We start from the raw sequence: 21,636 nt of genomic DNA, 5'->3' as shown, positions 1-21,636 counted from the left end.
AGAGGTAATTGACTCATATGATTAAATATTTAAAAAGTACAACTCAAAGTTAATCATTTTTTCAATTACCCTAAGTTTTTTTATTTAAATCCCTTGAAAACAATAAGTTAGACTTATAATTCACGTTAAATTTAATATAAAAAGTTTGAGAGCTATTGATAGGATTAGGCACAGGAGTGCCTGAGATGGTTGCCCCTTGCAATGCGGCCGGATTAAATATTTTTGTAGTAGGGTTAATCACAGCACTTGGGGCTACTCCAAAATCAAGAGGATTGAGTGTGCGGCTGATTAAATAAGTGCCTTCATTAGCAGGGATATTTTCCACAGTACTATTAGGCAATGTATTGGTTGCGGCAAGAGAAATAGAAGCAGGTGTAGCACAAAAACGCTGGTTGGGAGCTATTCCTGTAAAAGCTAAATTAGGGTTAGATTTACGTCTTGTAGAAGTAGAACGAGTAATATTATACACCCCACCCAAAGTAGTCCCAAATGCCCCACAATCACCACCTGTACAAATATATTCTACTCTTGCCCCAATACCAACACTTATATTTAGCGGAAGCAGAGAAGTATTGATAGAGTATCCACCCATTGGCTCTACCATTGGCGTAGGAGGCGGCGTAGGAGAAATAGCAGTTGAGGCTGTTCCCACAAAAGTATATTTCAAAGGAGTTGATCGTGTAAAAGTAGCAGTTACAGGAATGTAAAAATAGCCTATCTGAAAATAAGTAACCAAAGTCATTGTAGAAGTAAAAACAGACAAGTTAGGAGAAAGTGTAAGCGGGGCAGGTGGCTGAACTCCATCTGTCTCACAATAAAGATTGGTTAAATTCGTAATTGGATTGGAGGCATTATAAACTTGAATAGTAATACTAGCACTGGAAGTACAACCATTGGAAGCAGTATAGGAATAAGTTATCAAATGGCTACCAACACCCGCCACATTTGGGTAAAAACTTGTACCTAACACGCCTGCTCCTGAATAAGTGCCTACTCCACTTGGCGTGAGATTGCCATCTAAAGTACCGCCAAAATTTACGCCATCTCGCAAAGGTTGCGGATTAGTTTCATTGTTGGGATACTCCAATGTCATTCCTGTTGTCTGGTAACCTACATTAGGCAAGGCATTTACCGTAAGATTGATAACATTTGAGGTAGTAGAACAGCCATTTTTAAGAGCTACTACACTATACAAACCTGCATCAGCAAGAGCTGGTGAGGTTATGGTGTAGGTATTGCTTGGTCCTGATTGAAGCAAAGTAAAACCTCTATAAAATGCGAAGCTTGTTCCATCACTTACAGCCGTAAAAGTAATACTTTGCCCTTCACATATTATATTATCGCTATCATTGCTTATCAAACTTACATAAGGGTTGGTTCTTACGGTATAGGCTGAACCTACAAGCGTAGTGCTACAAGCCCCTGATGTGCCTGTTACGCTCACCACATCGTTATTGGCTAAGGTAGTAGTTGTGTAAGTTCCCGTGGTGTTAGTTTCAACGTGAGTACCATTTATGTAAAAAGTATAGGAAGCAGCTCCTGTGGCGGTGAAAGTTACACTCTGTCCTTCACAGATGATTTTATCGAGGTCGTTGCCATTATCAAAAGTAAGAGCAGGTGGCATAATGCTTGAAAAAGTGGCTAAATTAGTAGCCCCCATTGTAATACCTGCAATAGGTGTCCCTGCATTCATTTGAAGTGAGCCGCTACCCGCCGAAGTAATAGCCCTTACTCTAATACCCGAAATGGTCAGAATATCGGGGGCTGTTCCTGCATTATTGGCATCATAAAACACAATAATTTGGGTAGGAGATACAGTAATGCTTACATTGGTTAGGTCTCCTGTTCCATTTACGCTTACCGTACCAACGCCCGGCTCTAATTGGAAATTGCCTGCTACTTGCAAACGTAAAAAATGCCCCGTACCTGCTTGGGTAAAATCATCTAAATTAGATTCTGTAATAACAATATTACCCAAAGTCTGATAAGTACCTCCTACACACAAATTAGGCAAAGAGGGAGTAGAAAGCGTAACATCAAAAATCCATCTTTGAGCCGCCCAAAACACAAAGACAGCCAAGATGATTACTAACCGCAAAAAAAAGTTATGTTTTTTCATACTTATTAGGTATTTTAAGCGAAAACTTATTTTTTCTTAATACACTTACTTGCCCAAAGGTAAATGATGACTATGCAGTATTATGAAAAAAATCTTTTCCCCTTGCTCATTGAATACTTCGCAAGGTTTCAAGCAGTCCTGTCCATAGATTATCTTTTAGGATAATAGATTTAATCTGGTTTCTCTGCATAAATTCATCAGGCTGGAATTCGTATTTACTTATCACAAACTTATGTTGCAGGGGCTTTTCACGTCCAAATCCAGGGGCTTTCAGAAGGTCTAAAATTTTAGTTGCTACCCATTGCCTACTAATTTTACCATAATAAATGTAAGCGGCTTTACAAACAATAAGGTTTTGAATATGCGTTTTTCTGCTATCTACGAGAGTATCGCTAAAAGATGGTTCTAACACTTCAATACCCTGATTTTTCAAAAAATCAGCTATTTTTTGAGCATCTTCCTTATCAATTAAATCGTAAATCAAATAAATGGCTTCACTTTTTACCAAATCGGTAGTGTGCTTCAATACATTCAGTGGATCTTCTTGCTCGCTTTCAATCAAAATTTTTTTGAGCATTTTTTTCAAATCTTCTAAAGGTACTTGCAAAATTTCGGTAGCTTCCGCCGCTTCTGTTCCTTGTGTAAGATTATCTACAAAAACTCTTTGTTTTTCGCTATCAAATTTCAAATGAAGGGGCATCCAAAGAACTCGCATAAAATTTTTCCGAGAGTCGTAGATAGAGTTTTTTGTAGCCAAAAGCATTGCATTATACTCAGCGGAAAGATTATTTTGCAATTCAGCCAAAGATACTCCTTCTTCCCGCAAAGGTTCTCCGTATTTAGAGCCAATCAAATGAATAGCTAACTCACTTCTCTCCAAATCTGCTTTCAAGAGATTTTCAAGCTCTAATAGATTTTGAGGTAAGTTTTCTTGGGGCAAAACCAAACAACCCCATTTCTGCAACTCTCTTTTAAGCAAATTTCTTTCTATTTGTAAATCTTCGGTAGTATGAGCCAAAAACACAACTTTGGAAGTCTGGAGAGTTGTTTTTTGGATAAAATCTTTTCGCTGCTGCAATTTTTGTAAGCCTATGTATATCTCTTGTGCTAAATCTAAAATTTGCACCCAAAAGATTTTTTCTGTTTCCTTTCCAAAGAAATCTTGAATAGGTACAAACTCTCCTTCTTGTTCTTTGTAGAAATGGTGAGCAGATAAATTTTGCAAAGCCGAATGTTGAAGGTGTATTGGGGTAGGTAGTTTGAATATTTTTAATAAACGCCTTTCTTTTTTTAGTGAAGCACTTTGCAAGAAATTATCAAGGTCTTCTATACAATTTTTATCATTATTAAAGTTGGGCGAAACTACACATAGCATTATAGCTACTTGCGAAAGCGTATGAGCCGTAGGACTTTCTCCATTGGCATAACGTAAAATGCGTATAGTTCCCGAAAGTTGTAGCAAACTTTGCTCCAAAACCTTCAAAAATCTTTCTACCCAACCATCGGTATTATCTTTGGGCGAATAGTTTAGGTAAATATCGTAGGCATAGTTACTCATAAATAGTTTATTAACGTAGAAAAAATGGCTATTACGTTCTAAAATACAACGATTCAAAAGTTTTACTTATCCTAAATATCCAATATTCTAAATCTTGTTTCCTTGTAGCTAAAGCCCTTAATATTAAAAAACTGTAAATCAAAATTTTAATCTTGTAACTCACATTATCTTATTTTTTCCTGATAGCAGTAGGCATTAGCTCTTGTGCCACAGCATCAATGAACGCTCTTGCAAACTCGTGGTTTTTTTGTATCATTGTATAAAACAGGTCTTTATCTATCTCGTATAAAACACTTCCTGCCATCACTCTACACTCCCCTTCAAAATACTCGTTTTCACCTAAAAATAAATACCCAAAGAATTCACGAGTATTGTAAGAGTTGATAAGTACCCCATTTTGATAGTGTTCTATTCTACCTTCTGCTACCACTGCAATTGGAATTGTATTCAATAGCATTCCATTTTCAATCCAAATAGTATCTACTTTGAAATGTTTTTCTTGGATAAGCTCTACAATTTCAGAAACAATATCCGAAGGAACATTTTGCATAAAATCAATATCCTTCAAAAACATTGTTTTTTGCAATCTTAAAGGCATCAGATAGTTTTTTTCTTTGCTGAAAACTTTTTCCAAAACTTTGTCAATATTGGCTATATTTTCAGGAGGTAATCTATGTTTTACTTTTTCATAAATTTTGGGATTGTGCTTGCAGATAGCCCAAGCGGCAGTTTCGTGTAGTAGCGGGTCGGGGTGGAAAAGATTGGCAATCAGTTCCTCAAAGTCGTTCAAATCTTCTTCAAAACCCAAAGCGTACATAGCACAAGAGCGTGTCCAGCGGTTGGTATAGGAGTAATCTCTGCTGATAAGATGCCGTAACACCTCCACAGAACCAAAACGCTCTCTTGGAAAAAATTCTTGTAGGCGTTCTATTTTTTCCTCGTCAGATAAATCTTCAAAAAGTGGGAAAAGTTTGGGCTTCAGCTCGTCTGCTAAAAAAACATTCATTAGCTCAATAGCAAACACGTGAGCATCAGCCGAATCACTTTCAAGGTTTTGCTTGACAAGCTGTACCGACTGAGGCTCATAAATAAGCGAGAGAAGAGTAAAAATTCCTTCAAAATTATACTGAATTTCATCTTGCAAAGATTTACGCAGGTAGTATGTATGTTTATTTTTCTTTATTTCCAGCAGAGCGGCAATATCCCAAGCCGCATCACTAATTTCAATTTCAATGATATGATTGATAAAGGCTGTTTTTTCGATTGGCACACGGATTTGGTTATAGCTGAAAGCAAAAAGTATTTGCTCTACAATTTCGGCATCGGGGAAGTTGATTTTAGCCCAAAGCATTTCCATAGCCTTATCCGAGCCTATTCTGCCGTATATTTCTACAATTCTACGCATAATTTCCAAATCTTGCCCCGACTTATGAAAAGCGGCTTCCATAGTAGGAATAGCTTTATCTCCTGCGGTAATAAGTGCGGCGGCGGCGGCATTGGCATATATAGGCGAAGCAAGCAGGTCTATTAAAATACTCCAAGTTTCGGGCTTTTGTATTTTACGGCAAGCCAGCACCGCATACATACGCACTCGCATATCCGAATCGCGTAAGAGTTCTAAAAGCAAATACTCTGTTTCAGAGCTAACTAACTCGGGCAATTTCTTGGCAACCCACAAACGCTCTTGCACCTGCTTGGATTTTGCTTTTTGATGCAGTTCTTTAATATTAAAAGATGTTTTCTCTTTGGATACAAGCCCATCGGGGGTGATTGTCAAATCCTCTATTTTGCTCAAAGCAAACTTTTTTACAATAGTATCTCTTTCCGATTTAGCAAATTGTACCAAAGCCTCTTCAAACAACGTGGGTTCTAATCTTTCCAAAAGTTTTAGAGCAAAAAGTTGCCTTTCGGGTTGGGGAGCTTCCAATTCTTTTTGCAACATTTTATCCAAAGATTGCTCGCTAAGAGCCGTTTCCGAAATTTTGCTTTTAGAGCTTACCAGTGTCTGGCGAAGTGTATCTTTGTAGCCTACGTACATTTTGTTGGTGTCGTAAGCCCACAAGGCGGCAATAGGCAAGAGCAAAATAGAAAATAGCAATAGATTAGAAAAGTGGAAATACTGAATAACAAACAATAGTACCCCCGCAATAAGTCCTGCTCCTACTTTCACAATCCCGTCCATTCGGCTAATCACATCTAAACGCACCCGAGAATCAATCGGGAAATAATACATCTTGAAAGCCGCATCGTCCATTGATTCTTTCAAAGAAGCAGAAAACAGCTTGCTCAAAGAAATCGCCAAGAAAAATAGTACAAAACTACCTGTACCATCGGCAGTGGTTTCAAATCCTGAAAAAATGCCAATAAAAATTGCGATAGCAGTCAGCCCTAAAAGCAATAAAGGATTGATAAGAAGTGCTACTCGTGTGCCGTAAAGCTCTATGATTTTATCTACTGCAAAAATTTGTATCGCAAGGGCAAAGAAAATAACAACTCCTTCAAAAACAGCAATAAAATTTTGCAAATCGCGTTCGGCAGGGTACTGCTTACCCACCACATTCAGAAAGGAATAATCTACAAACTGATGAGCAATCGTGGCTATCACTACAAAGCCCGCCATAAGCACAATATAACGATGGCGGAACATTTTTCTGATACCAAAACGCCCTGTTTGCCCTTCAATGCGTTTGAGTTTTCCAAAACTAATTGTAGGAGAGGCTAATATGAGAGAAAAATAAGCAATGATGATTAAAATACCTGCTATAAACGTTATATCAATCAAATCTTCGGTAGCAGGAACAAGAGCCGAAAACAGAGGAATAGCAAAGAATGTAACCAAAGCCGCAAGCCCTTTCCCAATATCTACCCCTCCTACTATTCTTTTTTGCTGTTTGAGCGTAAAAATACGTGCCAAAGTTCCCCAAAACACAAGTGCAAGCAGGGCATCAATAGGACCCATAAGCACCAATGAAGCAAAAATAATTTTTCGTTTCAAATCAGTTTCTTCCACTACACCAAAGCTCAAACGTATAAGGGCTATAATAGCAAGCAAAATAAACAAAGTAGCAATAGAAAGCGAAGGATAAGCTATCCGATTTTGCAAAAAGGAAAATGTATAAGTGATTATTATACCGATAATACCCGTAGCAATAATTACAATAGGCAAATAAGTATCTTCGTCCCAATTCTGCAAGAAAAGTGTCATTGAGGCTACATCGTAAGTAGCAATAAAAACTCCTATCAAAAAGCCTAAAAGTAAAAGCAAAATTACTTGCGTAAATTCGCTTTTTTCAATATTAAGCAATTTGAGTAAAAGTTTTTTCATTAGTTTTGTGGTGTAATTTTGGCTAAATTTAACAAAAAAATCACACAAAATCCAAGAAATTTTTGCAAAATTATGTGTCGGAACAATAAAAACCTTGCTCCTATTCTTATTGGGCTTAACTCCGCTGTATTTTTAATTTTTATCTATAATTACCAACTCATCTCTTCTGCCCCTTTCGACTACGATGCTGTAAAAAACTATCAAACCATTCAAGAACTTGCACGTGGCAATTTTCACAACTTTTTCCACCACGCCTCACCTGTGTTATACGTATTTTTTTTGCCTTTTTACCTCATTTACCCCAATTTTTGGTTTCTGCTTTCTATCAATGCCTTATTAGGCGTTTTTGCCTCCCTACTTTGGGTTAGATTATTGCTGAAAGACGCTATAAAAAAGCCTTACAATGCCATTACATATCTTTTATTAGGCACTGCCTTTTTTGCAGTATCGTACAGCCGAACTTTAAGCATTGAAACACTTGGATTATTTTTTTCAGCTTTGCTTTGGGGGCAAATACAAAGTTTTTTAGACCAAAGAAAAACTTTTTGGGCTTCTGCTTGGCTGATAGGCGTAGTAGCAAGTTTATTGCTCCTTACCAACTACAAAGCCATTGTGCCACTTACTTTTATGGCACTGCTTATTACCTTCAATAGAAAAGGTTACGCAATCTCTTTTAGTTGGGAATTTTTCAAGAAAATATTGATAAGCTTTTGTGGCATAATTGCCTTATTTATGCTTGTGGGAATAATCGCGGGTTTGCCTTGGTATAAGTATCCTGCTACTATTGTAGGTATAGTGGCAAACGCCCAAGAAACTACTGCTCACCCTTTCAATGGTCGTTTTTACTTTCAATATTTAGCAGAATTTGAAAATATAGCACTGATGCTTTTGAGTATTTGGCAAATGAGAAATATTTTAAGGTTTCCGTCTAATTACACTATTCTTTGGCGTCTGATAGCTTGGACTGCCCTGCTTACTTATTTGGTAATGCTTCTATTGCCCAAAGCTCCTCGTGGTCTTATTTTTGTCTTTCCACTTTTGTATTTGCTTGGCATAAAGCAACTTCAATTTTTTTTACTTGAAAAATGGAAAAAGCCAAGTTTCTATCTGATAGCGGCAATCGTTCTGATTTTTTGGCAAATAAAAATTATTTGGGAAAAAGTTTATCCTTACAGCCAAACAAGCTACCCACAAATAGCTTCTATTCTGAAAAAAGAACAAGCCGAAGTAGTATTTAGCACATTAGGAATGGGCATTTACCCGTTTTTGGATAAAAATATCAAGTTAGAAATCTTGCGAGAAGCCTCCGATACAACGAAATTTAATAAATATAAAGGAAAAAAATTCTTGCTCTATGATAGCTATGGGGAAATTTCTTTACATCATTCTTTGATAAGCCTTAAAAAACTCAAATATGACTATTACTTTGAGGAAAAAAGCCTTTGTAATCCATTTTTGAGTTTGGAACTTGTTGAATACAATCGTACTCACTTCCGAAAGGCTTTTGAAATAAGCGAAAATTTACAAAAACAAAAGTGGCAATTAGCTCTAAAAAAATTACCCTAAAACTCTTTTCTTGATAATCCCTGCCACACTTTTCACAATCAAAAAAGGATTTTGAACTTCTTTTTGGCTGTTAGGGTGCGTATCGGTGCAATAGATTTTTTCAAAAAGATTGCTTGTTTTTAATCTTTGCAAAGCATTGTTATTGAACAAGCCGTGCGTGGTAATTGCATAAATTTTACTTGCCCCTGCCTCTTTGTAAGACCTCGCCGCATTGATGAGCGAACCACCTGTGCGTATCATATCATCGTAAATGATTACCACTTTACCAGCTACATCGGCACTAATACCTGTAACCAAAGTTTCCTCGCCACTCACTCGCCTTTTGAACACAAATGCCGCATTTACGCCCATATCATTTGCAAGCGACTCTACCCATTTGGCTCTGCCTGCATCAGTGCAAGCTAAAATAAAATTTTTGCCTGCTATCTCTTCGCAAGCCTGCATAATTACTTCCTTGCAATACAAATGCACCGACTGCACATCGCCTTCAAAATAATGTGGCAAACCTTCGGTGTGCAAATCCATTAGTACAAAAGTTATTCTACTGCCTGTTTTAGGAATGGAGGAAAGCAATCGGGCACGAGTTTTAGCAGTAACTACTTCGCCTTTTTTTACTGCTCTTTCCATTGTAGAATAACCAAAATAAGGGATAACAATCGTCAGATTTTTAGCTCCATATTTACCAATCGCAGAAGCCAAATCATAAAGTTCCAAAGTATCGGTATCGGTGGGTGTTCCGCCTAAAAGAACAACGTTTTCGCCTTCTACCTCCGTAAGTATTCGCTGATAACGCTCTCCATCAGGGAAAATCTTCACTTCTACCTCCGCTCTACGAAAGCCCCCAAGTGCCAAAAGTCTTTCTTGCAAATATTGATAAGATTGAATTGAAAAAAGTAAAGGTTCGTTCATTTTATTGAAATTGCTGGTTTTTACTTGCTCTTTCGGGCTTTTCGTTGATAATTTCCTTGGCTTCCTTGATAATATCTTCGCCAAAAGCAACTACTGATGAAATATTTTTCACCGCATATGGAGCAAGGGGTTCTACGACAGGATAAAGCAAACTGCCTTGCAAAAGTTCTTTGTTTGATGTGGTTTCGTTAGCAATTTTATGAAAAATCATCAAAAAAAGACTTACAATAAAAGCGAATTTCAAACCGCCTAAAACCGCCCCAAGCAGATTATCAAAACTGCCCAAAAGAGTAGCATCTATGCTCTTTTTCAGGTAGCGAGCAAAACGATTAGCCAGAAAGAAAAATAAGGCAAAAGTAGCCACAAAAGCCACATAAGGCATAATACTCTCCGACATATCGCCCATTAAGGGCTTTAAGATTTTAAGAGCCGCTACCCAAAACTTAAAACCCAAAATAATTGCTACAATGAAAGAAAGAAGTGATAGCACATTCATCAACAAGCCCGACTGATAGCCACGATGAGCCCCCCACAAAATAGGAACAAGAATGAAAAGGTCAAGGCTGTTCATAGATTTTAGCTTAGTAATTTCTTGACAAGTTCGGCAAGGGTTTTATTATCTACCTTTCCTGCAAGCGTTTTTGTGGCTTGTCCCATTACTTTGCCCATATCTTTGAGAGAACCTGCTCCAAGCTCTGCAATTATTTTTTTGATTTCTGCCTCTGCTTCCTCCGCTGAAAGTTGTTGGGGCAGATATTTTTCCATAATAGCGATTACTGCTTGCTGTTCTGCCGCTTGTTCGGTTCTGCCTTGCGAAGCAAACATTTCGTAAGATTCTTTACGCTGTTTGAGGGCTTTATTGATAATTGCGACTTCATCAGCTTCTGTAAGCGTGCCTGTACCTCCTTCTTTGGTTTCCTCCAAAAGTATCATTGATTTTAGCTCACGCAAAGCTGTCAGTGCCGCCTGATTTTTGGCTTTCATTGCCTCTTTGATATCTTCATTGATACGCTCTTTGAGTGTCATAAAAATTTTGTTTTGTGTTTCCCTAAAAATTTCGTTAAAAATTCTATTTCTGACAACCTTCGCAAAGGTACTAAAAAATATTGTGAGAAAAATTTTAAGTTGCGAAAACTTTAAGGTTTTTGGTTAGATAGAATTAGAAGTTGCCAAAAATAAAATTTTTACGTAAGAAGTAAAAAATTAACCAAAATTTTCTATATTTTGCCTTCAAACGAATTGACTATGCATATTAAAAGTATAAAAGCTTTTCGTTATTGGTACAAAACCAAAGAAAAAAGCATAAGTCCTGAACGAAATGAATATGATGAGAATTTCATAGGTACTTATACCTTTCAAAATAATAAAAAAATCAAAGGTTTTTTTGAAATGTATCACGGCGACAAGCCTGATATTGAGACCTATTTACCCTCTATTCTCAAAATTGCCGAAGATGGACAAGCTATTTATGAGTTTCTCCAAAATGCCGTAGATTGTAATTCCTCGCATTTTTATCTATTTTACGATGATACTTATTTTTTAGCTATCAATAATGGCGAGCCTTTTGACCTCAATGGCGTAAAAGCTATTCTCAATATTGCTCAAACCACTAAAAAAAGTTGCGATAAAATTGGTAGATTTGGTATAGGCTTCAAACTTGTGCATAGATTAGTAGGTAAAAATGAAGGAACAAATGAAATTGTTCATCTCTACAAGGGTCCTATTTTGTTTAGTTGGTATCAGTTAGAACAAGTCGGTCAGCTTATTTCCAATAAGCTCTCCGTACAATCCGTCTTCCCTTCGGCAGACAAAACATCAACAACTCATCAAAACTTCTTAAATGCACCTTATTTATTCAAAATTGTCCTAACTAATTTCCCTACTGAACCTAATGAAAAAGTTAGAAACCTACAATATCAAGAACAAATCTTATTTCCTCAGGAGGAATTGAACGAATTTGCTGACTTTCTAAGAAATTGCCTGCAAAAATATCCCGAAATCAAATATAGTACGCTCAATCACGGAACTATGTTTTTTCTTAAACTCGGCGAAGGAAAAAAAGAACTCTTAGACCGTGATTATCAAGATTTGAAAACAGGCGTGGCATATTCTATGAATATGCTCAAAAAATTACAAAAAGTCATTATCAATGGGGAAGTCATTGAGAAACAAGCGTTAGAATTAGAAGAGTTTGAAATTGATAAAAATTCGCAAGAATTTGCCCGAATAAACCCTGAATATAAAGATTGCAACATCAAAATTAGCTTCGGATACTATCCCGATTACAAAAAAAGTAACCAAATAAAAGAAGCCCCAAATTTCTATAAATATTTCCCTATGGGTGATGAAACAAATGGGTTTTCTTTTATGCTCCATTGCGATGCGTTCAGCAACGAAGCTAATCGTAGAAAACTACAAAAAGATAGCACAAACAAAAATTTACTACCTATCATTGCTAATTGCATCACTTCAAGACTTGATGAGTATAAAAGAACTAATAGAAAGCAATTTCTAAAATTGTATGTATCTTTGCTTTTATCAGATGTACCTAACAAGCAAAATAACGAATGGTTAAAGCCTATTTTCTACGATGTTCTTCTTAAATATTTGCGTTCAAATATTCCTGTAAAAAATAATCTATTCTGCTTAGAGCCAGAAAAGGTAAAAATTAAATCTGAAAAAATTGATTTTGATTTACATCTTGCAAATTTTGGTTTGCAAGAGTTCCATTGGTTTGAATGGGAAAGTAAGAACGATTACGAAATTATCAGAGAAGCCCGAAATAATGAAAAACTACAATTAGAAACTTGGGATTTTGCCGATGTGTTACAAAATTGCCACGTAAAAATTACTAATCAATTTTTGCTTCAAAATTATTTGCTTAATTCGGAGTTTCAGAGAAAAATCATTCAACAACTTAATGAAATTAGCCAAAGTAAATGGAAAGAAAAAAACTACTTTTTATACTCTAAATTTGCTCAACTTAACTTTTTTCACTATGAGTACCAAGGCAAAATCTATCTTACCTCATTAAATTACTGCTTGCAGAATAATATTCTTATTTTGCAAGAAAAACACCGAGAAATACACAAAATTTTAGAAAAACTTGGCTTCATTGTTTCTTTGCAATATGTAGATAGAGAGGCTTCGCCTATCCAAAAAATAATTTGCGAAAACGTAGGCTATCTGAAAGATGAGAAAAAATTCTTTGAACTTATCCAAACCCAAACAGCCTCCAATGCTCAAAAACTCACTCCACAAGAAAAAATCGTCTTGTTTAAAGCACTAAAAAATCTACAAAACGTAGGAGAAGAAAGTTTGAAAAAGTTACTCTTATTTGAAAATGAACAAAACTTAATTACACCGCTTAAAAACCTGATAGCAGGCGATCTTTCGCTACCTCAATGGCTCAAGCCTTATCAAATCAAAAAAACTGAAAACTTTAATGAACTAAAAAAATACCTACTTGCTGAAAAAGATATTTACAGCGAAATTATTTTCCCTTTTTGGGATAATATTCTTGCCTCTGGTAAATTAGGTGATATAAGACATTTTTATGATGAAGTACGACAATACTACCAACTCAACGATAAAAATCCAAATTTATCAGATAAAAAAAAGTTTGTTTTTGTTCAGTATTACCATACTTTTGAAGAAGCCAATCAAGTTTTTTATAATAAAAACCTTTCTGAAATCAAAGATTACGAAAGTTTAAGAACTGGTATTGAAAAACTTACAGGCAAACTAATTCCCTACCAACTCATTATTCCGTATCTTACTACTCCTCCTTTTGAGCTTAAAGACTTAGACCTCTCTGATTTTATAGAACATACTAAAAACTTACTACACATAGACGAACTAAAAGCTGTTTTAGAGTTTTGCAAGATTAACAAAGAAAGTTTTTTTGAAAACTTTGTCATTGAGAAAGAAGCAGACGAGTATTTCAAAGTTTCTCATAAAAATAAAAATACTTTTCAAGTAAGCCCTTCTAAAAAGGAACTTACAGAATTTATTGAGAAACATCTGAAAAATATTTTCAAAGTGCTACCTAATGAACTTAATGAGTATAAAAACGAAACAGGCATTATACGAGGAGAAGAGCTATACAATATACTTGTTGAAAACATTGACGTAGATAGCCACAAAGAAGAACTGATAGATATTGTAGCTTACAGCGAACCTAAACGGAAGTTCCTTTTACAACTTTCAGAAATCCGCTTGCTTTCTAATGAAAAATATGATAAAGAGAGTTTCGAATATAAAGTTTTAAATTTAGCTTGCGATATTCTTAACGATGATGAAAGTATTTCTGATTTCAGAGATAAAGTTATCATTGAAACAGAAGAATATGAATTAACTCTATCAGAGATACCGCCCTTTTCAGATAAAGTCAAAATTGAAGAGCACGAATTCAGTCTTGCCCAAATTCTGCCAAATACCTATGAAAATAGTGCTTATTTGAGCAGTATTATTGAGCAATTTAGCAGTTTAGGTATAAATGAAACTAAACTTCATTCTTTGTTTGGTATCAATCAAGAAAAAGAAATCACTGATATTTTTGAATTATTTTCAAAAGAAACTGAAATTTTAGAAAATTATGAGCAATTGGCATTTCTTTTTTTGTACGGAAAATTTATAGAAAATGTAGATTTTAGTAAATTTTATGCATTAAATATTGACGAAGAAAAAGTCAATTTATACTACGATAAATATTTACAGCCTTTTGCATTTATAAGTAGCTCGCAAGTACTTCACGAAAAATATTCGGGTATATCTAAATATTTCAAAAAATTTCCCATAATCATAGATTATGCTGAAAATTTACTTCTATTGAAACAACCTTATTTTGACCAAGAGAACAATAAGTTCGTTTGTCCCTATATCCTTACTGAAATGTCAAACACACAAAAACTTAGTCTCATTGAGTTTTTGTTTAACCAATGGAATAATAAAAATAAGAAAAAAGCTATCAATAGTATAGACTGGTCAGAAATAGAAGGATGCTCAACAAAAGATTTATTAAATTTCATTCCTCGGTATTCTGTTTATCCCAATGATTACGCATTAAAAGAGGAGCAATTACCTGATTATTTGCAAAAATGGTCAGATAGCGATGAGAAATTATCTTTTTTAGCTGATTTAGGTGTTTGGACAGAAAGCTCTACCCTTGTGCAATTACGTAAATTTTTCTCTAATCAAATTTCTTTCAGCAAGCATAGTTTATATCAAGATAATATTCTATGCAATAATGAAGAGATGCTTTTCAATACATTTAATTGGCTGAAAAAAAATAAAATTACACTATCTAATTCAGAACAATATGAAGTTTTCAAATCAATGGTTGATATCATCAATAACATACGAAGCAATAACAACATTGATGATTTAATCATTCAAGAGACGTATGATTTTGAGCTTTTAAGGCAAAACTCTACGGAATGGGAAGCAGAAAGCTATCAGACTTGGAAAGAAAAATTAGAACACAAATTTACTATTTACTTGTATGAAGAAGAACTTCCTATCAACGTAACTCTTGATGAAATAGAAGGTTATGTCTTTTATTCCTACAATCAAGGAAACATAGCAATTGATGAAAATAACAACATTTACGTAAATAAACAAACGGATATTAAACAAGCCTTAAATGTTTTAGTCGCCGATGAAGAAAATGATTTTTCTGCTGAAGATTTATTGTTGCTTTATCAAAGCCACGAAGGATTTGGTGGAGTAGCCTCTTTGATGGACAAGTACAAACAATTAGAAGAAGAAAACCGAAGACTGAAAGAAACGTTAAATGAATTTCTCAATTATTCGGGAACAGCTTCGTATCACCCTACGGTAAGTGAAGAAAAAGACGATTTACTTTATTTGGCCCGAATAGCCGAAAAAAGCGAAAGATTCATTTATCAGAAACTTAAGGAAAAATACCCTGATAAAATTATAAGATGGAATAACTTTAACGAAGATAGCAATACTTTTGAAGAAAGTTTTTGTGAATATGATTTTGCTGTTTTAGAACCAAACGGAAAAATATTGCACTATGTAGAGTGTAAAGGAACGCCTTATGGAAAAGAAACTTTTTACCTGACAAGTAGTGAATGGAGGTTCTTCATAAATTGCATTCGTAACAAAGAGAGTTATCATCTTTACAGAGTTTTTGATGTTGAAACATCACCACGTTGTTTATTTATAGATAATCTTTGGGAATGGATTAAGCAAGGTTGGATTGTACCTTATTTACTCGCGACAGAAGTAATTCGAGGGGGTAAAGTGTTTTTAACAATAGTTTAAGGACAAAATATGCCACGAATGCACGAATAATTTATGTTTCTGTATAATTTGCGTCATTCGTGGCTTACTTACTATTCAAAGAGGGCTAATTATACACTTTCACAATTTCTGCAAATTCTCTTGCTTTCAGCGAAGCACCACCTACCAAGCCACCATCTACATCAGGGCAAGAAAACAAAGATTTTGCATTTTGAGCATTCACACTGCCTCCGTACAAAATGCTTGTATTTTGGGCTATTTCGCTTCCGAATTTCTTTTTCAAGTAAGCACGAATAACGGCGTGCATTTCTTGGGCTTGCTCGGCAGTAGCATTTTTGCCCGTACCAATTGCCCATACAGGCTCGTAAGCAATGACGATATTTTTCATTTGTTCAACAGAAAGTTCTGCCAAACTGCCTTCCAACTGGTTTTGCACATATGCAATATGTTCATTTTTATTGCGAATTTCCAAAGATTCGCCACAACAAAAAATCACCTTCAAACCTGCCTGCAAGGCTCTTTGAATTTTTTCAGCTATGATGCGATAAGTTTCGTGATAATACAAACGCCTTTCACTATGCCCTACAATCACCCATTTTGCCCCTACCGAAGCAAGCATTTGAGCCGAAATTTCGCCTGTATAAGCTCCTTTTTCGTGTTCAGAGCAATTCTGAGCGGCAACTGCAAAAGGTTGAGTTTTAAGAAAATTACTCAAATGATAAACATACACAAAAGGTACTGCAAAAATTACTTCAGCAGTATTGCGTTTTTCATCTTTCAGAATATTAGTTACTTCTGAAATTAAAGTATTTGCTTCCTGAAAGTTCAAGTTCATTTTCCAATTAGCGGCAACAATTTTTTGAGCCATTGTTTTTTCATTTTTGAAGTGAAACCTACAAATTTGCTCAAATTTAACGCAAAAAAATCTGAATATGCAAAATCTGCAAGCAACTTTTGAGCCTTATGTGCTTCGTTTTCGTTTTGAAGCAGGAACTTCCAGGGGAATTTTACGAGAAAAGAAAAACTATTTCATTAAAATTTGGGACAAAACTAAGCCACAAATACAAGGCATTGGCGAAATAAACGTACTGAAAGGTTTAAGTTTGGACGATAGAACAGATTTAGAGGAAAAAATAGCCGAAATTTTGCAAAAATATCAAAGTCAAGCATTACAAAACACAGATTTAGAGCCTTTTCCCGCTATTCGGTTTGCATTGGAAACTGCTGAAAAAGACCTGCAAAATGGCGGTCAGCGGATTATTTTTCCAAGCAATTTTACCGAAGGCAAAATGTTCATTCCTATCAACGGCTTGATTTGGATGGGTAATAAAGAATGGATGCTCTCGCAAATTCGTGAAAAAATTGAAAAAGGTTTTACCTGCCTGAAAATGAAAATCGGTGCTTTGGATTTTGAAACCGAATTAAACATTTTACGAGCCATTCGGAAAGAATTTTCTTCGCCCCAAGAAATGATTTTACGCGTTGATGCTAATGGAGCGTTTTCCGCTAAAACAGCCTTAGAGAAACTGAAAAGGCTTTCAGAATTACACATTCATTCTATTGAGCAACCTATTGCCCCTAACCAAATAACCGAAATGGCTCAACTTTGTGAAAAATCTCCTATTCCCATTGCCCTTGATGAAGAACTTATTGGCAAAAATTCCCAAAAGAAATATTTACTTGAAACTATCAGACCTCAATTTATCATCTTAAAACCCGCTCTTGTAGGAGGTTTCAAAGAATGTGAAACTTGGATAGAGCAAGCCCAAGAATTAGGTATCGGCTGGTGGGTAACTTCTGCTTTGGAGAGTAATATTGGTCTGAACGCTATTGCTCAATGGACAGCAACACTGAATTTTTCAGGTCATCAGGGGTTGGGTACAGGGCAAATCTATGAAAACAATCTCCCCAGCCAACTGCATTTAGAAGGAGAAAAATTATGGTTTCGGTAAAAAATTCAAAAAATCCGCTAATCATTTCAAAAAAGTTCTCTCTATAATGTATTTTCTGAAAATAAACACTTTTTTTGAGTTTCAGCAATTTTTTTCGTAATTTAGCCCGCTAAAATTAAATTTTATCTAAAAAATGTTAGACGACAACAAAACTCTTGAAAGCCCCTCCAATATTTTTCCTGTAAATATAGAAGACGAAATGCGAACCGCTTACATAGATTACTCTATGTCGGTGATTGTTTCGCGTGCCTTGCCCGATGTACGCGATGGCTTAAAGCCTGTTCATAGACGCGTATTATATGGAATGATGGAACTGGGTGTTTTGCACAATAAACCCTATAAAAAATCGGCTCGTATTGTAGGGGAAATTCTTGGCAAATATCACCCTCACGGCGATTCTTCGGTATACGAAACAATGGTGCGTATGGCACAGGAGTGGTCTTTACGTTACCCACTGGTTGATGGACAAGGCAATTTTGGCTCCATTGATGGCGATAGCCCCGCCGCAATGCGTTATTGCCTTACAGGCGACACGCTCATCAAAACAAATTATGGTCTTGTAGCACTCAAAGATTTAGTAAAAAATTCTCTGCCCGATAGCGAACAGGAAATTGACCTTCAAGTGCTTTCTATGCACCAAAAAGTGCATAAAGCTACTAAGTTTTTCAATTCAGGCTATCACCCTATTTGGGAGCTTACTACGCAAGAAGGCTATCAGCTAAAAGGTTCATCTAATCACCCTATTCTTATTTTAAGTAAAGATGAAACTGGCAAACCTATCTTTGTTTGGAAAGAGCTTTCCAAAGTAAAAGCAGGTGATAAAATTGTAATTGAGCGAAGCCAAACTAATCTTTATGCTCAAAAAGCTTCTTCAAAAGATATTTACCAAAGCATTGTTGCCGCTTGTCTAATTGCCGAAGGTTCAATTTCGTCGAAAAGAGTTACTTTCAACAATACCGACAAAAAGTATTTTGATGACTTTATCAATGCTTATCAGAACCTTATTGGCTCAAAATTTTATGTATATCAGCGAAAGCTACCTTCGGGGAAAGAAATTTATGAATTTGATGTTCAAAATATTTCTGAATTTGCCCAAAACGAATTATTTACACAGCTTGCAGGTCTGAAATCAGCCGAAAAGCATATCCCTCATTGCATTTTACAAGCCCCCAAAGAAGCCCAAAAAATATTCCTGCAATATCTTTTTGAAGGCGATGCTTCGGTGTCTTTGCTTAAAAAAAATACTATTTCTCTGCAATATTGTACGCAAAGCCTTACTTTGGCAAGAGAGTTGCAAATTCTACTTTTAGAATTTGGCATTATCAGTCGTATAAGTTTTACCCAAAAACGCAAAGAATACAAGCTCGTCATTAGTGGTTTTCATAACGTTCAGCTTTTTTACGAAAATATCAATTTTGCAAGTCAAAAAGCCACAAAACTGGCTAAAATTGTAGAGCAAGAACGCCAAAGACAGCAAGAAAAGCCTATCAAATATGCTTTGAGTAAAGATTTTATCCCTTACATTGCAAATTATATTCGGCAATATGCTCCGCATAAGTTTTTAGAAAAAAATAATTTTGACCGCTACGAAAGAATTGCCAAATACTACGAGCAAATTCTCAATACTCTCAACAATGTGTATTTACAAAGTCTATTTCAGGAACTTGTTGCCAAGCGTTATTATTATGCTACCGTAAAAACTTGCCATTTGCTTCCCGAAAAGGATATAGTGTATTCGGTAAAAGTTGAAAGCGATTGTCATTCTTTTGTAGCGAATGGTTTTGTCAATCATAATACCGAAGCCCGCTTGCAACGTATTGCCGAGGAATTGATTGGAGAAATCAACAAAGATACCGTTAATTTTCAGCCAAATTTTGATGATTCGCTAACAGAACCCACAGTACTGCCTGCCAAAATTCCTAATTTGCTTATCAATGGTACTTCGGGCATTGCCGTAGGTATGGCAACTAATATGGCTCCGCATAACCTTTCTGAAGTAATTGAAGGTATTTTGGCATACATTGATAACCCCGAAATTAGTATCAGCGAGCTAATGAAGTACATTCTTGCCCCTGACTTCCCCACAGGTGGTATCATTTACGGCTATGAAGGAGTGCGAAATGCCTACAAAACAGGTAGAGGTAGAATTATTATTCGTGCCAAAGCTAATTTTGAGCAAAGTAAATCAGGCAAAGATTTGATTGTAGTTACAGAAATTCCGTATATGGTCAATAAAGCCGCAATGATTGAAAAAACCGCTCAACTCATCAATGAAAAGAAAATTGAAGGAATTTCTGATATACGCGATGAATCTGACCGAGATGGCTTACGAATTGTTTATGAACTGAAAAAAGATGCAATTCCTGCCATAGTGCTTAATAATTTGTTCAAATACACCCAATTGCAAACGGCTTTTAGTGTCAATAATGTAGCCCTTGTCAAAGGCAGACCTGCTACGCTAAACCTCAAAGAACTTATCAAATATTACGTAGAACATCGCCACGAGGTAGTGATCCGCCGTACTAAATTTGATTTGAACGAGGCTCAAAAAAGGGCTCATATTTTAGCAGGTTTGCTCATCGCCTTGGATAATTTAGACGCCGTAATTACTCTTATTCGTAATGCCCAAGACCCCGACGAAGCCAAAACAGGTTTAATGAATAACTTTTCTCTTACCGAAATTCAAGCAAAAGCTATCTTGGATATGCGTTTGCAAAGACTTACAGGGTTGGAAAGAGAAAAAATTGTCGCCGAAAACAAAGAAATTACGGCTCTCATTGCCGATTTAGAGAATATTTTGGCTGATGAAAAACGCCGAATGGAAATTATCAAGCAAGAGCTTGTAGAAATTAAAGAACGCTACGGCGACAAACGCAAAACTGAAATTGTATATTCGGCAGAAGAGTTCCAGGACGAAGATATGATTGCCGATGAGCAGGTCGTGATTACAATTTCGCATAAGGGTTACATCAAACGTACCCCTCTTTCAGAATATCGCGTGCAAGGGCGTGGTGGTATAGGTTCTCGTGGCGTAACAACCAAAGAAGATGATTTTACCGAACATCTTTTTGTAGCCACTAATCATAACTATTTGCTGATTTTTACCGAAAGCGGAAAAGTATTTTGGATAAAAGTTTATGAAATTCCCGAAGGAAGCAAAACCGCCCAAGGACGTGCCATTCAGAACCTTATACAAATTGAAAATGGCGACAAGGTGCGAGCCGTTATCAATGTAGAAACTTTGGAAGACGAAGACTACATCAATAACCATTATTTGGTAATGTGTACCGAAAAAGGCATTATCAAGAAAACCACTTTGGAAGCCTATTCTCGCCCAAGAGCTACAGGTATCAACGCTATCAATATCAATGAAGGTGATAAGCTCATAGAAGTCCGAATGACAACAGGCAACGACCATATTATTATAGCCACTCAATCAGGCAGGGCTATTCATTTCCACGAAGAAAATGTACGTCCTATGGGACGTAACGCCACAGGCGTAAGAGGTATCTGGCTTGACGAAACCAACCCCGACGATATTGTGATTGGAATGGTTTGCGTTCAAAGCCAAAATCAGCATCTTTTAGTAGTTTCGGAAAGAGGTTTTGGCAAGCGTTCGGAAGTGGAAGAATACCGCATTACTGCTCGTGGAGGCAAAGGCGTAAAGGCTATGAACCTCACCGAAAAAACAGGCAAACTTGTTGCTATCAAAGAAGTTTCAGATAATGACGATTTGATGATTATCAACAAATCAGGCATCACCATACGCATACGTGTAAGCGATTTACGCCTGCAAGGACGTGCTACGCAAGGTGTAAAACTTATCACACTCAATAAAGATGATGAAATTTCATCAGTAGCTAAAATTGAAAAAATGGAAGGCGAAGAGAGCGAAACCACTCCCGCCGAAAGTACATCAGTTTCTTAATATAAAAAA

Annotated in this window: 11 protein-coding genes; 4 read left to right on the top strand and 7 right to left on the bottom strand. The window is 36.1% G+C overall.

Going from position 1 to position 21,636, the window contains the following annotated elements; translation table 11 throughout:
* Window positions 1-70 precede the first annotated feature (70 nt).
* The 3 genes from Rain11_RS09245 to Rain11_RS09235 all read right to left on the bottom strand — a co-directional run bounded on the left by Rain11_RS09245 (window position 71) and on the right by Rain11_RS09235 (window position 7,002).
* Complete coding sequence (locus tag Rain11_RS09245; RefSeq protein ID WP_133121555.1) at window positions 71-2,098, bottom strand: autotransporter outer membrane beta-barrel domain-containing protein; 2,028 nt, start codon at window positions 2,096-2,098, stop codon at window positions 71-73.
* Window positions 2,099-2,225: 127 nt separating this feature from the next.
* Window positions 2,226-3,677: a DUF4062 domain-containing protein gene (locus Rain11_RS09240; protein WP_101359076.1), complete on the bottom strand. Its 1,452-nt coding sequence runs from the start codon at window positions 3,675-3,677 to the stop codon at window positions 2,226-2,228.
* Between the two features lie 169 nt (window positions 3,678-3,846).
* Window positions 3,847-7,002, bottom strand: coding sequence for a HEAT repeat domain-containing protein (locus Rain11_RS09235; RefSeq protein WP_101359075.1), 3,156 nt, complete (start codon window positions 7,000-7,002; stop codon window positions 3,847-3,849).
* A 72-nt stretch (window positions 7,003-7,074) separates the two neighbouring features.
* Here Rain11_RS09235 and Rain11_RS09230 point away from each other — a divergent pair, with 72 nt between their 5' ends.
* On the top strand, window positions 7,075-8,568 hold the full coding sequence (locus Rain11_RS09230; RefSeq protein ID WP_133121554.1) for a glycosyltransferase family protein: 1,494 nt from the start codon (window positions 7,075-7,077) through the stop codon (window positions 8,566-8,568).
* Here the strand turns inward: Rain11_RS09230 and Rain11_RS09225 are convergent.
* From Rain11_RS09225 to Rain11_RS09215, 3 genes are read right to left on the bottom strand one after another with little or no spacing between them, the layout of a single operon-like run.
* On the bottom strand, window positions 8,560-9,477 hold the full coding sequence (locus tag Rain11_RS09225) for a ribose-phosphate diphosphokinase (protein ID WP_101359073.1): 918 nt from the start codon (window positions 9,475-9,477) through the stop codon (window positions 8,560-8,562). The two genes, Rain11_RS09230 and Rain11_RS09225, sit on opposite strands and share 9 nt — an antisense overlap.
* 1 nt (window position 9,478) lies before the next feature.
* Window positions 9,479-10,048 carry a CvpA family protein gene (locus Rain11_RS09220; protein WP_101359072.1) on the bottom strand — a complete coding sequence of 190 codons (570 nt, stop codon included), beginning with the start codon at window positions 10,046-10,048 and terminating at the stop codon, window positions 9,479-9,481.
* 5 nt (window positions 10,049-10,053) lie between these two features.
* Window positions 10,054-10,503 (bottom strand): GatB/YqeY domain-containing protein, encoded by a 450-nt coding sequence (locus tag Rain11_RS09215; RefSeq protein WP_101359071.1) that lies wholly within the window; start codon window positions 10,501-10,503, stop codon window positions 10,054-10,056.
* 219 nt (window positions 10,504-10,722) lie between these two features.
* Between Rain11_RS09215 and Rain11_RS09210 the strand changes: the two genes are divergently transcribed.
* Window positions 10,723-15,768: a DUF3883 domain-containing protein gene (locus Rain11_RS09210; protein ID WP_101359070.1), complete on the top strand. Its 5,046-nt coding sequence runs from the start codon at window positions 10,723-10,725 to the stop codon at window positions 15,766-15,768.
* Between the two features lie 85 nt (window positions 15,769-15,853).
* On the opposite strand, the gene tpiA is transcribed toward Rain11_RS09210, so the two are convergent.
* Window positions 15,854-16,615, bottom strand: a complete 762-nt coding sequence (gene tpiA, locus Rain11_RS09205; protein ID WP_101359069.1) for a triose-phosphate isomerase — start codon at window positions 16,613-16,615, stop codon at window positions 15,854-15,856.
* A 64-nt stretch (window positions 16,616-16,679) separates the two neighbouring features.
* Here tpiA and Rain11_RS09200 point away from each other — a divergent pair, with 64 nt between their 5' ends.
* A complete protein-coding gene (locus Rain11_RS09200; RefSeq protein ID WP_101359068.1) occupies window positions 16,680-17,699 on the top strand; it encodes an o-succinylbenzoate synthase in 1,020 nt (339 codons plus the stop codon).
* A 133-nt stretch (window positions 17,700-17,832) separates the two neighbouring features.
* Window positions 17,833-21,627 (top strand): DNA gyrase subunit A, encoded by a 3,795-nt coding sequence (gene gyrA / locus Rain11_RS09195; protein WP_207764444.1) that lies wholly within the window; start codon window positions 17,833-17,835, stop codon window positions 21,625-21,627.
* The last annotated feature ends 9 nt before the right edge of the window (window positions 21,628-21,636 follow it).

This window comes from Raineya orbicola (genome assembly GCF_002843425.1).
GTDB lineage: Bacteria > Bacteroidota > Bacteroidia > Cytophagales > Thermonemataceae > Raineya > Raineya orbicola.
This window is presented reverse-complemented; position numbering and strand designations above follow the sequence as displayed.

Coding starts and splice junctions, on each gene's coding strand:
- gyrA (WP_207764444.1), top strand. CDS start 17,833: ATGTTAGACGACAACAAAACTCTTGAAAGCCCCTCCAATATTTTTCCT.
- Rain11_RS09210 (WP_101359070.1), top strand. CDS start 10,723: ATGCATATTAAAAGTATAAAAGCTTTTCGTTATTGGTACAAAACCAAA.
- Rain11_RS09225 (WP_101359073.1), bottom strand. CDS start 9,477: ATGAACGAACCTTTACTTTTTTCAATTCAATCTTATCAATATTTGCAA.
- Rain11_RS09235 (WP_101359075.1), bottom strand. CDS start 7,002: ATGAAAAAACTTTTACTCAAATTGCTTAATATTGAAAAAAGCGAATTT.
- Rain11_RS09220 (WP_101359072.1), bottom strand. CDS start 10,048: ATGAACAGCCTTGACCTTTTCATTCTTGTTCCTATTTTGTGGGGGGCT.
- tpiA (WP_101359069.1), bottom strand. CDS start 16,615: ATGGCTCAAAAAATTGTTGCCGCTAATTGGAAAATGAACTTGAACTTT.
- Rain11_RS09240 (WP_101359076.1), bottom strand. CDS start 3,677: ATGAGTAACTATGCCTACGATATTTACCTAAACTATTCGCCCAAAGAT.
- Rain11_RS09215 (WP_101359071.1), bottom strand. CDS start 10,503: ATGACACTCAAAGAGCGTATCAATGAAGATATCAAAGAGGCAATGAAA.
- Rain11_RS09200 (WP_101359068.1), top strand. CDS start 16,680: ATGCAAAATCTGCAAGCAACTTTTGAGCCTTATGTGCTTCGTTTTCGT.
- Rain11_RS09230 (WP_133121554.1), top strand. CDS start 7,075: ATGTGTCGGAACAATAAAAACCTTGCTCCTATTCTTATTGGGCTTAAC.